Source organism: Aliiroseovarius sediminis (assembly GCF_022678485.1).
Lineage (GTDB): Bacteria > Pseudomonadota > Alphaproteobacteria > Rhodobacterales > Rhodobacteraceae > Aliiroseovarius > Aliiroseovarius sediminis.
The window spans coordinates 140128-153203 of record NZ_JALBYP010000038.1; the positions used below are offsets into that span (position 1 = coordinate 140128).

16 protein-coding genes and 1 pseudogene are annotated in these 13076 nt (G+C 59.0%); 9 read left to right on the forward strand and 8 right to left on the reverse strand.

Annotation, left to right across the window (positions count from 1 at the left end; all coding sequences use genetic code 11):
- Nucleotides 1-15: 15 nt before the first annotated feature.
- Both MN186_RS14775 and MN186_RS14780 read right to left on the reverse strand, forming a co-directional pair.
- Entirely contained in the window at nucleotides 16-639 is a 624-nt protein-coding gene (locus MN186_RS14775; protein WP_242115139.1) for a TetR/AcrR family transcriptional regulator, read from the reverse strand.
- Nucleotides 636-827 carry a hypothetical protein gene (locus MN186_RS14780; protein WP_242115140.1) on the reverse strand — a complete coding sequence of 64 codons (192 nt, stop codon included), beginning with the start codon at nucleotides 825-827 and terminating at the stop codon, nucleotides 636-638. The genes MN186_RS14775 and MN186_RS14780 overlap by 4 nt, the downstream gene beginning before the upstream one ends.
- Nucleotides 828-1003: 176 nt before the next feature.
- Here MN186_RS14780 and MN186_RS14785 point away from each other — a divergent pair, with 176 nt between their 5' ends.
- The 3 genes from MN186_RS14785 (at nucleotide 1004) to MN186_RS14795 (ending at nucleotide 3904) form a co-directional block, all read left to right on the forward strand.
- A complete protein-coding gene (locus MN186_RS14785) occupies nucleotides 1004-1351 on the forward strand; it encodes a hypothetical protein (protein ID WP_242115141.1) in 348 nt (115 codons plus the stop codon).
- A 178-nt stretch (nucleotides 1352-1529) separates the two neighbouring features.
- Nucleotides 1530-3458 (forward strand): PHA/PHB synthase family protein, encoded by a 1929-nt coding sequence (locus tag MN186_RS14790; RefSeq protein WP_476726585.1) that lies wholly within the window; start codon nucleotides 1530-1532, stop codon nucleotides 3456-3458.
- 44 nt (nucleotides 3459-3502) lie between these two features.
- A complete protein-coding gene (locus MN186_RS14795; protein ID WP_242115142.1) occupies nucleotides 3503-3904 on the forward strand; it encodes a hypothetical protein in 402 nt (133 codons plus the stop codon).
- An 11-nt stretch (nucleotides 3905-3915) separates the two neighbouring features.
- Here the strand turns inward: MN186_RS14795 and MN186_RS14800 are convergent, their stop codons facing one another.
- Together MN186_RS14800 and MN186_RS14805 are read right to left on the reverse strand one after the other, a co-directional pair.
- Nucleotides 3916-5256, reverse strand: coding sequence for an ATP-binding protein (locus MN186_RS14800; RefSeq protein WP_242115143.1), 1341 nt, complete (start codon nucleotides 5254-5256; stop codon nucleotides 3916-3918).
- Nucleotides 5253-5912: a response regulator transcription factor gene (locus MN186_RS14805; protein WP_242115286.1), complete on the reverse strand. Its 660-nt coding sequence runs from the start codon at nucleotides 5910-5912 to the stop codon at nucleotides 5253-5255. The genes MN186_RS14800 and MN186_RS14805 overlap by 4 nt, the downstream gene beginning before the upstream one ends.
- 159 nt (nucleotides 5913-6071) lie before the next feature.
- Between MN186_RS14805 and MN186_RS16660 the strand changes: the two are divergent.
- The 6 genes and pseudogenes from MN186_RS16660 to MN186_RS14835 all read left to right on the forward strand — a co-directional run.
- A pseudogene (locus tag MN186_RS16660) lies at nucleotides 6072-6302 on the forward strand (PepSY domain-containing protein); the annotation flags it as partial.
- Between the two features lie 9 nt (nucleotides 6303-6311).
- Complete coding sequence (locus tag MN186_RS16665; protein ID WP_255744379.1) at nucleotides 6312-6638, forward strand: PepSY domain-containing protein; 327 nt, start codon at nucleotides 6312-6314, stop codon at nucleotides 6636-6638.
- A complete protein-coding gene (locus MN186_RS14820) occupies nucleotides 6635-7234 on the forward strand; it encodes a cytochrome b/b6 domain-containing protein (protein WP_242115144.1) in 600 nt (199 codons plus the stop codon). The genes MN186_RS16665 and MN186_RS14820 overlap by 4 nt, the downstream gene beginning before the upstream one ends.
- 196 nt (nucleotides 7235-7430) lie before the next feature.
- Nucleotides 7431-7901 carry a DUF2271 domain-containing protein gene (locus MN186_RS14825; protein ID WP_242115145.1) on the forward strand — a complete coding sequence of 157 codons (471 nt, stop codon included), beginning with the start codon at nucleotides 7431-7433 and terminating at the stop codon, nucleotides 7899-7901.
- Between the two features lie 22 nt (nucleotides 7902-7923).
- Entirely contained in the window at nucleotides 7924-10131 is a 2208-nt protein-coding gene (locus MN186_RS14830; protein ID WP_242115146.1) for a PepSY domain-containing protein, read from the forward strand.
- Nucleotides 10112-11053 carry an FAD:protein FMN transferase gene (locus tag MN186_RS14835; protein WP_242115147.1) on the forward strand — a complete coding sequence of 314 codons (942 nt, stop codon included), beginning with the start codon at nucleotides 10112-10114 and terminating at the stop codon, nucleotides 11051-11053. The genes MN186_RS14830 and MN186_RS14835 overlap by 20 nt, the downstream gene beginning before the upstream one ends.
- A 106-nt stretch (nucleotides 11054-11159) precedes the next feature.
- On the opposite strand, the gene MN186_RS14840 is transcribed toward MN186_RS14835, so the two are convergent.
- The 4 genes from MN186_RS14840 to MN186_RS14855 all read right to left on the reverse strand — a co-directional run bounded on the left by MN186_RS14840 (nucleotide 11160) and on the right by MN186_RS14855 (nucleotide 13073).
- Nucleotides 11160-11861, reverse strand: coding sequence for a transglutaminase-like domain-containing protein (locus tag MN186_RS14840; protein ID WP_242115148.1), 702 nt, complete (start codon nucleotides 11859-11861; stop codon nucleotides 11160-11162).
- 67 nt (nucleotides 11862-11928) lie between these two features.
- A complete protein-coding gene (locus MN186_RS14845) occupies nucleotides 11929-12357 on the reverse strand; it encodes a hypothetical protein (protein ID WP_420838941.1) in 429 nt (142 codons plus the stop codon).
- A complete protein-coding gene (locus MN186_RS14850; protein ID WP_242115150.1) occupies nucleotides 12351-12569 on the reverse strand; it encodes a hypothetical protein in 219 nt (72 codons plus the stop codon). The genes MN186_RS14845 and MN186_RS14850 overlap by 7 nt, the downstream gene beginning before the upstream one ends.
- 261 nt (nucleotides 12570-12830) lie before the next feature.
- Nucleotides 12831-13073, reverse strand: a complete 243-nt coding sequence (locus MN186_RS14855) for a type II toxin-antitoxin system VapB family antitoxin (protein ID WP_242115151.1) — start codon at nucleotides 13071-13073, stop codon at nucleotides 12831-12833.
- Between the last annotated feature and the right edge of the window lie 3 nt (nucleotides 13074-13076).

Here is a 13076-nt window from a genome sequence, read left to right on the forward strand (position 1 = left end):
ACTCCTTTTGCGGCGCTACTCGCCGTTCTCTGCAGAGGCGATGCCACGTTGATAGATGGCAAACACGCGCGGCGCATCGGCGCGCATCTTTTCCATATCGCCTGACATCAGGGACTGCATGACCAGCCCTTGAATGGTGCCGATGAACAACGTGGCGGCGGCCTGACTGTCCAAATCTTCGGCCAGTTCACCGCGCGCTTTTCCGGCTTCGATGTGGCGGTTCAAACGCGCCCCGTATTGCTTCATCATCTCGCGCGCGAGCCGTTTTGCCGGGGTTTGCTTCATGCCCTGAAGCTCGCCAAACAACATCCGTGGTGCGCCGGGGTGTTCGGACACGAAGGCGACATGGGCCAGAAACATGGCCTGCATCGCGTCCAGCGGTGTGTCGAGCCCCTCGGCGGCCTTGTCGATCCTTGCGATCAGACGCTTGGCCACCCACTGCATGACCGCCTGCCAGATCGCCTCTTTGTTGGGAAAGTGGCGAAACAGCGCCCCTTGCGTCAGATGCATGTGCTTGGCAATCGCAGCCGTGGTGATGTCGCCGGGGTTGGTCGAGGCCGCAAGTTCGATCACCGCCTCGACGGTGACATTGCGGCGTTCCTCGGCGGGAAGGTTTTTTTGTCGGGTGCGTGTTGTCATTGCAATGACTCTTGCCGCCAGACGGCACCTGCACGCCAACCCACGGCCAGAACCATCGAGACACCACCGGCGATCCGCAGTTCCTTGCCCGGTGCGAAATCGCGCAGGAAAATCAGGACGAACCCGTAAAGCATGAAGAGCGTAAGGAACACGAACTTCGTTACGATATTGGCTTTTCCAGCAGGCATGATGACCCTCGGCTTCTGATTGCGGATCAGAAATCCGCTGACGAAATCAGTATGGCTTGAAAAAAGAAAGTAATCAATTACTATCTTTTTGCGACTCACCCACTGGCTTGGCATGGGTCGGCAATTGGGCCGCACAGGCAGAATTGGCCCTTTACACACGACGGGAGGAACGGAAATTGGAAAAATCTGGCGTTCTGGTCGCAGTCTTAGTTGCCTTGATCCCTCTGTCCGCGATGTCAGGTGAAGCCCTGACACAGGAGCAGATTTCCCGTGAGATCATTGGCAAGGACATCACCGCCAAGCGGAAGGGGCTGAATGTGCGTCTGAAGTATCTGCCGGATGGAAACGTGACGATGAAGGTAATGCTGATGTCGCAGTCGGGCACATGGGAATATGAAGGTGACGGCATCTGCATGACCATGACCAGCGGCCCGCGCAAAGGCAGGAATTGCATCACGTTCACACATCTTGGCGGAAGTAAATTCCTTAATTCCGAAGGTCTTACCATGACTGTTCAGAACTGATTATTGGGTGGCGTGTTTCGAAGTCGGCATTCGGGCAACGGCCATCTGAAAATTCAAATGCAGGTTCTGCAGACACGACGGCAAGGCTGAAAACCAGAATATTTCCATGGTTTGCGACGTCAATCGCGAACGGCCAACCCCGTCGGCGTTCCTGCACTAGACAAGAGGAAAATGATCAATGGCTCAAAAAGAAAAAGCCCCGGTTGTCAGGCTGCATGGCCTTGAGAAACATACTGGCGTCAGCCTAGTGGAAAGCTCGCGCGTTGCAGACGAAGCGCAAGTGACAGCAGAAGGCGCCGCCACAGAAAGTGTGAACATGGAGGCAATCGCCGAAACTGATGCTGTTACGAAGGGTTTGCAGCCGGGGCACGGGTCTGGACAGACCATGTCGATCTACGACGTGCTGGATCACACCATGCAAAGCTCAATGTCTCGTCTCACGCACGGGCTGTCACCTGCTGCGTTGATGGGGGCATGGTTCGACTGGGCCACCCACATTTCTGTGGCACCCGGCAAGCAGTTGCAACTGGTCGAAAAGGCTGCTGACAAGGTCCGCCGTCAAACCAGTTTCGCAATCAATTGCGCGACGAAGACCGACAAATCCGAACCCTGCATTACCCCATTGCCACAGGATGATCGTTTCAGCGACGACGCTTGGCAGATCAAGCCGTTCAACATGATCTATCAGGGCTTTTTGCTTCAGCAGCAGTGGTGGCACAATGTGGTTACGGACGTTCCCGGTGTCACGGCCCAGCATGAGCGTGAGTTGCAGTTCCTGACGCGTCAGGTGCTGGACATGTATTCGCCTTCAAATTTCCTGCCCACCAACCCGGAGATCCGGCGCAAAACGCGCAATCAGGCTGGACAAAACCTGATCCGGGGCATGCAGAACTTCGCCGAAGACGTGCAAAGCGCGATGACCGGCGCACCCCCTGCAGGCACAGAGGATTTCCGGCCGGGCCGGGACGTCGCGGTAACACCGGGCAAGGTGGTTTACCGCAATCGGTTGATCGAGCTTATCCAGTACGCCCCACTCACGGAGACCGTACGCCCCGAGCCGATCCTGATCGTCCCGGCCTGGATCATGAAGTACTATATCCTTGATTTGTCGCCCGAGAATTCGTTGGTGAAATACCTTGTCGGGCAAGGCTACACCGTCTTCATGATTTCGTGGAAAAACCCGGACGAAGATGACCGTGATCTGACGATGGAGGACTACCGTCAACTGGGCGTCATGGCCGCACTTGAGGCCATTCAGGCAATTGTGCCGAGCCAGAAGATTCACGCGACCGGCTATTGTCTGGGCGGTACGTTGCTGGCCATTGCCGCCGCGGCGATTGCGCGGGGTGAGGATGACCCCTTTGCATCTGTATCACTGCTGGCCAGTCAGGTCGATTTCACCGAACCCGGCGAGTTGCAGCTTTTTATCAACGAAAGCCAGCTTGCCTTCCTTGATAGTGTGATGTGGAAGCAGGGCTATCTTGATACCACCCAGATGGGCGGGGCGTTTCAGATGCTACGCTCAAACGATCTTGTCTGGTCGCGCGCCGTCCGGGAATACCTGCTGGGCGAGCGTCAATCGATGTTCGACCTTATGGCATGGAACGCGGATGGAACCCGTATGCCTTATAAGATGCACTCGGAATATTTGCACAAACTGTATCTGAACAACGATCTGGCCGAAGGGCGGTTTGAGGTGGGGGAACGCCCGGTGGCGATTTCCGATATCCGCGCGCCGATCTTCGCGGTCGGGACGGTGAAGGATCATGTCGCGCCCTGGCACTCGGTGTTCAAGATACACGCACTCACCGATACCGATGTGACCTTCGTGTTGACCAGTGGTGGGCACAATGCGGGCATCGTCTCAGAACCTGGCCACCCGCGCCGCTCTTACCGGATAGGCACAAATGACGCGATGGATCGCTATGTCGACCCAGAAACATGGCTAACCGAGACAGAGACGCGGGACGGATCGTGGTGGGAAGCATGGGTCGCATGGCTTGGTTCAAGATCAGGCAAACCGACCACACCGCCGGAAATGGGCCGTTCGAAATCTGGCTATCCGGCGCTTGACGATGCGCCCGGCACATATGTCCTGCAACAGTAACCCAGTCGACCCAGAAAACCGACGCCTGGACAGAGAATAGAAAAATGTCTTCAAACCGAAAAACCAGCCTGACCATCGCCGCCGCCGTGGCGCTGGCCTTTGGCGCGCTCACGGTGCTTTCTGGCGGGCGGGCGCTATTTGGTGGGGCGGATGCACGTGCCGCAGTCGGTGACGCCGTGCCGTTCGTATTGTGGTTCAACTTTCTCGCGGGTTTCGCCTATATTGTCGCCGGCATAGGGTTGTTTCTGCGCCATCCCCCAGCGGTCTGGATTTCCATCGGAATTTTTGCAAGCACCGCCTTGGTGGCGTTGGCCTTTGGTTACCACGTGATGCAAGGTGGCGCGTTCGAGATGCGCACCGTTGGCGCGATGGTTCTGCGCACTGGAGTGTGGGCGGTTATTTCCGTTGTGGCTTGGCATCATATCAGGCAGGCACCAGTTATCTGAGGGCGGGGCGTTCAGCCCTTCTGATGGGTGCCCGGCAAGTGAAACACCGCCTCGAACCCGTCGGTTCGACCCTGCGGCGGAGAATGCAGGGTGAACTTTGCCTGCGCCCCGTCGGCAATTGCCTGCACGATGGACAGGCCCAACCCACTGCCCGTTGCGCTGGTCTGCCCTCGTTCAAACCGGGCGGTCAGCTGCGCCAAGGTTGCGGGGGCAACCAGTGGGCCATCATTGATCACGCGCAACTTGCCGTCACTGTTCAATCGCAGATCGACGGGACTGTCGACCTTGCCATGACGCACGGCATTTTCGATCAGGTTACGAACGACGATTGCGAAAACGTCCGGGTCAAGGTCAGACAGAACTGGCGTGTCGGAAACCGTGCTTTGGATACACGCAGGTCCGGCAGATTTGTCGCAGTCAGACAGCACTATGTCTAGCACGGGGCGCAGGTCCGACTTGGCATCGCGGCGCAAACGACCCCCTTCGGCGCGCGCCAATTGCATGAGTTTTTCGGACAACCGCGTCAGCCGCTTAAGCGCAACCTCAATCTCTGCCGCCCGCTGGGTTGTGTTGGCCTCGGCGGTTTCATCCATCAGCCTCTGGGTCTGAGCAAGGGCTGCGGCGACCGGCGTGCGCAATTCATGCGCGGCGTTGGCGGTAAAGCTGCGTTCGGCCTCAAGCGCGCGCGCAAGTCGGTCCAGCACTTCATTCACAGCTTCAGCCACCGGCCTGATTTCGTCCGGAAGGTTGCCGTCACCGACTGCCGATAGATCACGCGCACCGCGATGAGCCAACGCGAGAGAGAAGCGGCGCACGGGCCGCAGGCTGCGCCGGACAATCAACAACACACCGACCAAACCCAGCGGAATGACCACAAGCAGCGGCAAGGCTAGCCCTGCCAAGACCTCGCGGGCGACCTCGTTCCGGTGGGTCAATGGCTCGGCGACAGCGATATTGATGGAACCCTGCAACGCTGCATCATAATAAAGCCGATGGGTCGCGGTTTGCCGGAACCCCATACCATCGAAAGGCGGGAAATCCGCATCTTCGGCATTGTGCGATCGCAGCAACACGCGGCCCTGATCATCGCGCACGATATAGGTAAAGAATTCCTCGTGCCGGCGCAGGGTGGCGATGCGCTCGCTGATCCCTTCTTCCTCGCGATCAAGAATGTCCAGCACGGCCAGCGGTAGGATGCGTTGGGCAGTTTCCTCCAACGTGGAATCGAACACCTCGTCCATCTCGCCGCGCACAAGGGTTGCGGTGGTCCATGCTGTCGCCAGCCATAACAAAGTCAGGCCGATCCCAAGCCACAGCGCCAACCGCCCTTGCAGGGAACGCGGCCCCCTCATGGAGCACCCAGCCGGTAACCCATGCCGCGCACGGTTTCGATCCGCTCGCGCCCCAGCTTCTTGCGCAGCCGGCTGACATGGACCTCGATCGTGTTGCTTTCGATTTCGGACTCGAAGGAATAGAGACGCTCTTCCAGCTGTGCCTTTGACAGAAGCTGCTGGGGACGTTGCACGAAAGCTTCAAACAGCACCCATTCGCGTGCGGTTAGCGACACCGGTTTGCCAGCACGGTGGACCGAGTGCGCGGCCAGATCGACCTGCAGATCGCCCAGTGTGACCAGCGGGTTCGGGTTGCCGGCATAGCGCCGCGCAACCGCGCCAAGGCGTGCCGACAGTTCGGACAAATCGAAGGGTTTGACCATGTAATCATCAGCGCCCGCATTCAGCCCCTCAATTCGGTCACTGATCTGATCCAGCGCCGTCAGGATGATTACGGGCGTTACGTCGCCCCGCTTTCGAAGCGCGCGCAAGAACGGCTGGCCTCGACCGTCAGGCAGCATGAGGTCCAGCAGGATCAGATCATAAGCGGCAACATCTAAGTATTGACCTGCCTCATCCAGCCGCTTAGCCCAGTCGATGGAATGGCCGTCGGCGGTGATTTGGTCGCGCACCGCAGCGCCAAGCACCGTGTCATCTTCGATCAGCAGCACGCGCATGATATTCTGTCCTGTTGTCTTCGCACAGCCTCTATCACCGACAAAGCTGACATGCACCTGAAGCGAAACATGCGCGCCCTTCAGGTCAGTGTCAGGATCGGGCGCAATAAGGAGATACACCCACTGGATACAGGAGATGGGAAGATGAGAAAATACCTTATGACGGCAACCCTGCTTGCGGGCATTGGCGCAACTGGCATGGCATTTGCCGGGGACGACTGTCGTGTGCCCAAAGCCGACTGGCAGCCGCGTGAAGCCGTGCAGGCGATGGCCGAAAAGCAGGGCTGGACCCTGCGCAGGATCGAAACCGATGACGGCTGTTACGAGATCAAGGGCACTGATGCACAGGGCCGCGAGATAGAGGCCAAACTTGATCCCGCCACCTTGGCGGTCGTCAAGATGCAGTATGACGATGGCGATTGCCGCGTGCCGATGGCCGACTGGCAACCGCGCGAAGCCGTGCAAGCTATGGCCGAAAAGCAAGGTTGGACCGTGCGCCGGATCAAGACCGATGACGGTTGTTATGAAATCAAGGGGCGCGATGCACAGGGCCGCCAGATCGAAGTCAAGCTCGACCCAGCCACACTGGACGTGGTCGAGTGGGAGTATGACGACGATGACGACGACTATCGTGGCAGTGGGAACAACGCCGCCCCAACCGGGACCGTGGCACCACCTGCCAACGGGCTGTTTAGCCCCGGCGCGCGCCCTGTCGTTGAACAATGATCCGCGTCTGGGATCCCTTGGTGCGGCTTGTCCACTGGTCGCTGGTCGTTGCTTTTGCAATCGCCTGGCTGACCGGTGACGAAAGCGAAAGCTGGCACATCTGGGCGGGCTATGCTGCTGCTGGGTTGATCGGCTTGCGGCTGATCTGGGGCCTTGTCGGACCTCGATACGCCAGATTTTCGCAATTTGTGCGCGGGCCGGGGACCGTAACGCGCTATCTGCGTGATATGCTGCGCGGACGTGAGGCACGGTATGTCGGCCACAACCCAGCGGGTGCGGTCATGGTTCTTGCGCTTCTCGTGACCCTGTCTGCCACCGCCTTCACAGGATGGCTGATGGTCGAGCCCGCGCGCATGGCGTACCTGCCCGATCTGGCCCAGTTTGTTTCCCCGGCTTTTGCCGATGACAATGCAAAGCGAGGAGGTGACGAGGAGGCGCTTGAAGAGGTGCATGAGATGCTGGCCAACCTGTTGCTGGTACTTGTCGTCCTGCACATAGCAGGCGTCATCCTTGCGTCGCGCCGTCACCACGAAAACCTTCCGCGCGCCATGATCACCGGTCGCAAACGTGCGCCAAGCCCCGAAGATATCGCCTGACCAAAAGGCGATACCCTGCAGACCATGCGTCCCGTTGGCCTGCAGACTGGCCCCGCTGTCATCTCCAGTGCAGCGGGGCTTTTTCTTGGCCGATAAAACCTGACGCCAAGCTGAAGCGAATTTCCCGTTTCCGTCAGGCAGCCATCAGTCGGACCGCTCAAACAGAGCCTGAAACAACCCATATCGGAGAAACCCCATGAAAACCCTGTTATCCGCCCTTGCCCTGACCACCGCGCTGACCGTTCCGGTGCTGGCAACTGCCAAACCGGTCACCCTGACGACCAACATGAACCAGTATGGGGGCGACGGTGCCTATCTCGCGCTGTACGTCACTGATGCGCAGGGCACTTACATGGGCAGCCTGTGGATGGCTGGCGGTAAGTCGAAATATTACGAACATCTGAGTGACTGGCATCGCGCCACCGCCGGCAATTTGGCCGAGATCAACGGCATCACCGGGGCCAGTGTTGGTGCCGGGCGGCAGTTGAAAATCACGCTCGATCTGGCCGATGCGCTGTTTGACGCAGGCTATGAGCTGCATATCGACGCCTCGGTCGAAGACATGCGCGACAGCCCGTCCGAAGTGGTCGTGCCGCTGACCACCGAAGGGGCAGGACAGCCGGTCGCCGGTCGTCGCTATATCCGCGATTTCAACTACGACATGTAAACCACCGCGAAGGAACCTTGCCATGCTGCGCGCTCTGCACAAATTCCCCGGCCTGATTGCGGCCTTGCTGATTATCTTCATGACGCTCAGCGGCGCCGTGCTGAGCGTTCTTCCAGCGTTGGAAGCCGTGCAGGCCCCCGCACAGTCCGACCCAAACTTGACCGTCGCCACACTGGCGGATCGTGTCGCCACCGCTTACCCCGGTGTCGAACAAATCCGCCGCGCGCCTTCGGGGCGGATCACGGCGTTTTATTTTGACGGCGGGCAGCCCGGTTCGGTGATCATTGACCCCGCCAGTGGCGTGGGCGTCGCCGATTATGAACCGTCTGCATTTCAGCGTTGGATGACAAACCTGCATCGTTCGTTGTTTCTGGACGATGCAGGGCGGTTGACCGCAGCGGCAGGCGCGGCGGCGCTTTTGGTGCTGTCGATTTCAGGTCTGATGCTGACTGCGCGGCGGGTTGGCGGCTGGCGGCGCTTCTTTTCGCGTCTGCGCGGCCCGCTTATGGGGCGCTTGCATGTGGAAGTGGCGCGGGTCAGCGTTGCTGGCTTGCTGCTGTCGTCCCTCACGGCGTTGTTCATGACCGCCAGCACCTTCGATCTGATACCGCAAGGCAACGCTGCGGCGTTCCCGCGCGAAGTCAGCGGCCAGACAGGGGCCGCGCCTACCACCATGGATGCGCTGCGAGAGACGCCAGTGGAGGCTCTGCGCGAGCTGACCTTTCCCTATCCGGGCGACGCAACGGATGCTTTCAAGCTAAAGACCACCGCCGGTGAAGGGTATCTTGATCAAGGCACCGGGGCGATGTTGGTCTGGACCGATGCGGGCGGATGGCAACGGGTGACGGAAACCATTTATATGTTACACACCGGGCAAGGCATGGCGTGGTTGGGGCTTATTCTTGGGCTGATGGCACTTGGCGCGCCGTTTATGGCTGTGACGGGTGTGATCTTGTGGGTGCAAGCGCGACGTGCGCGGCCTCGGATCAAGGGCAATATCGCGGTCGGACAGGCGGACACGGTTCTTCTGGTCGGCAGCGAAGGTGGCAGCACATGGGGTTTTGCCGCCACGCTGCACGAGGCGCTGACGCTGGCAGGGCACAAAGTTCACGCCGCCCCGATGTCGCAGTTTTCGCCGGATCGTTACAAACAAGCCGAACGCATCATCGTGCTTGCCGCCACCTATGGCGAGGGCACGGCCCCGGCATTAGCAAAGGGTTTCCTTGATCGGCTGTCGGGTTTGCAAAAGACACCGGTCATGCCGCTGGCTGTGCTGGGCTTCGGCGACCGGAAGTTTCCCGATTTCTGCGCCTATGCCGCCGATGTGGCGCGTGTCGCAAAGGAAAAAGGCTGGGCGCAGCTGTTACCAATGGGAACGGTCGACCGTCAGTCGCCGCAGGAATTCGCCCGTTGGGGGCGCGATCTGGGCCGCGCCCTTGGCCAGTCGCTGGATCTGTCGCACAGCCCGGCGATCCCGCGCAGTCATGCGTTGCCCCTGATTTCGCGCCGCGACTATGGTGCCGAAATGCAGACCCCTGCCGCGATCCTGCGCTTTGCCATTCCCACGGTCGGGTTCTGGGCACGGCTGAAGGCGCGCGGTTTGGGGCGATTCTCGGCCGGGGATCTGCTGGGGATCATTCCCGAAGGCTCGCATGTGCCGCGGTTTTATTCTCTGGCCTCAGGGCGCGGCGATGGTTTTGTCGAGATTTGCGTTAGTCGCCATCCCAGCGGTCTGTGCTCGGGTCAGCTTCTTGATCTAGAGGTCGGCGACAGCGTGCAGGGCTTTATTCGCCACAATCCCGACTTTCGACCGGTTCGAGGGCGCAAACCGGTCATTCTGATCGGCGCGGGTACTGGAATTGGGCCCCTGGCTGGTTTCGCGCGGGCCAACCATTCGCGACGCCCGATGCATCTTTATTTTGGGGCACGGCACCCGGATTGTGATCTGTTTTATGAAGCCGAGATGCAGGGCTGGCAAAAAGACGGCAACCTTACCGCAGCCACCACGGCGTTTTCACGCACCAACGCCCGCGCTTATGTGCAGGATGCCCTGCGCAATGATGCGGATCACATTGCCAAGCTGATCAGTGACGGTGCGCAAGTGCTCGTCTGCGGTGGGCGCGACATGGCCGCAGGGGTGGCCGATGCATTGGCCGATATTCTGATCGCCGCCGGGTTGACCTCCGCCCTGTTGAAAGCCGAGGGACGATATGTCGAAGATACCTACTGACCTTGTGCGTCACGCGCTGAACGGTCCGACGATGGGCACCCGCTGGTCGGCGCTGTTCCATGCACCCATTGGGACCGATCCCGCACCCATCAATGCCGCGCTGGCCGACGCTGTGAATATAGTGGATTGCCAGATGTCCACATGGATGCCCGACAGTGATCTGATGCGCGTCAACTGGGCACCGGTCGGAACTTGGGTGTCCGCGCGCCCCGAACTGATGGCGGTTCTGGCAAAAGGGCTTGAGGTCGGGCGGCTTTCAAATGGTGCATTCGATATCGGCATGGGCGATGTCGTCACCGCTTGGGGCTTCGGGCCGCAAGAGGCTGACCCGCAGGCGATACGTGCCGCGTTAGGTAAGGCGCGACCCCCTGCATATGAAAGTCTTGAGCATGATCCCGACGCGCTGAAAATCCGCAAACTGGCCCCGCTTGCGCTGGATCTGTCGGGCATCGCCAAAGGTTACGCAGTTGACCAAATGATGGCGGTGCTGCGCGGTTTCGGGATCGCGGATTGCCTTGTGGGGCTTGACGGTGAAATGCGGGCTTGCGGTGCGCGGCCAGACGGACGCCCTTTGACCGTTGCTGTGGAACGCCCCGATTACGACGCACGCGCTCCGCTGTCGATCATCGAACTAAACGACGGCGCTGTGGCCACATCCGGCGACTATCGCCACTGGGTCAAGGTCGGTGATCAGCGCCTGTCCCACATCATGAACCCGACGCGCGGCGGCCCTTTGACAGACGCGCCAGCATCGGTCACGGTTCTGGCCGACACCTGCATGGAAGCGGATGCCTGGGCGACGGCCTTGATGGTCGCAGGACAGGAAAAAGGCACGGCGTTGGCCCTCAAACACGCTTTGACGGCCATATTCATCTACCGCGACGGCAGTGAGTTGCGACAGACCCAGATAGGGGGCGCATGACGAATCCCATATGACGTAGTTCCAGATCACGTCGCGCGCCCATGGACAGCGACGGATTGGCTCTAAAGTATTGAATCTGTAGGGCTTTAAGCCGCAACAGAAGGCGTTACTTTTCTGCGGTAAAGCCTGCGCGAACCTGCTCGACCCGGCGGTTCACACGGCCAATTAACAATCGGTATGCCAACAATTTCAACGGTCCGGGCCTGTTTTTATACATCGCGCTGGCATAGTAGTCGGCAGGGTCGTCCCAAGTCCCATGATCGTCGGTGACCGCGGCCATTTGTTCAAACGCTTCCTCATCGACGCTCAGATCCGCATTGGCGCGACCATCTGCCAGCGCGAGTGAATATCCGACTGTCCAACCGCGCCGCGCCAGCTCGCGTTCGGCGGCATTGTGCAACGGCAGGTCATTGATAAAGCTGTCGATGCGCCGCCATTCCCTTTCGATTTCCACCTCGATCCACGAATGGGAAATGCTTTTAGGCATCAGCCAATAGGCGATCCCGGTAAAGAACCCTCGCTGAATCTCTTTGCCGATAAGCGAGAAATGGATGCGCGCCGGAACCCCACTTGCCCGACAGAGTGCCAGAAACAGCGTCGCTTTGGTGTTGCACTGGCCAAGTTTGGTTCGGAGGGTTTTAGATGCAGGAACAAGATCGCCCTCAACAGGAAAACCAAAAACAATGTCGTCGCGCACGAACAGAAAAATCCGCTCAAGCTTCTCGCGGTCGGTGTTAGACCCGGCGATCAGACGCTTTGCTGCCGCCAAAACTAAGGCATGATCTGCATCTGCCAGCATTTGTGCCATATCGACCTACAATAATTACACTGCCAAAGCAGGTTAACAGGCTCATGCATGGGCGCTATGACTTGCATCAAGATGGCAAACGGCCCGCATCAGCCCACCGGTCCTTCACAGCCTCAAGGCCATGCCAAAGGGCATCATTTGGTGTCCGCGATGTAACCATGACAAGTTTTCCGCATGCGATTTCATGCGTGGCCCCTGTGTAAGTGCAGGCGAGCGTTAGTGTCTCGTCCGACATATCTGCCAGCTTGTTTAATGGCATGATAGCAACGTTCTTTTCGACAAGACGACGCTGGATACGGTCCTGTTCCAACGTGTTTTCGGACCAGGGAGACACAACCGCAGTCGGGGTCACAAAGGTAACCTCCAGTCCCGCATTCGCCAGAAATTCCGCCAGAACGCTCGCCATATAAAAACGGTCGTCATCAACGATCACAACGGGTCTGTCTGACGTGATTACTCCGACACCTTTGGCCATCAAGTCATCGGGGGTCAGCACACGTGCAGGATCGAGGAATTCAAGCGGGAGGCGATGTGCGCGGCCAACACCATCGGCACGCCAAGTTGATCCAGTTTGGTGATCGGGGCTATTAATGCAATGCGGTCAGTGGCCACACCGAGATCAAGGGCCGTTCTGTTCCGCGTCTCGATTGCTGAAACCGAACGCAGCGAAGGGGCAGTTTGAAAATCACCCGACAACGTGGGTTTCAATCACCGGCTTGGCGAAATCTGCTGCACCGCCAAAAGCGAAGTGCCGCAGATGCGAAGGGGTGCCGCGTAAGCATCAGCCACAAGCGCAAAAGTCCGGATTGTCCCGCATTGCGGCTATCGACGACAGGGGCCCTGAATGGCTCGTCTTGCAACCATTGGATGTTTGGCGGCGTCATAACAAACCGCGAACGTCGCTGAACGGGTGTTATGTTAACCGCCCTCAGGTTGAATCGGTCGACCCAATCTGCACCGTGATCCAGCCTATACCTCTCCCCACATTTCGTACAGATAGGCCTTCATGTCGAAATCCGGATCACCTAGCCCAAGCGCCTCGGCGCGCTCCAGAATGAGTTTCAAGCGTTCCAGTAATGGCCAGGGATTTTCAAGGCACCTGAGCTGAAATCGGACCGCATCCAGGATCGCTTCCCCCTTACTTCCAGCGCCGGTCACCGCCATGAGCTTCTGCACCATTCTGGAAATCTCATTTTCTATGTCATCAGGCATGAT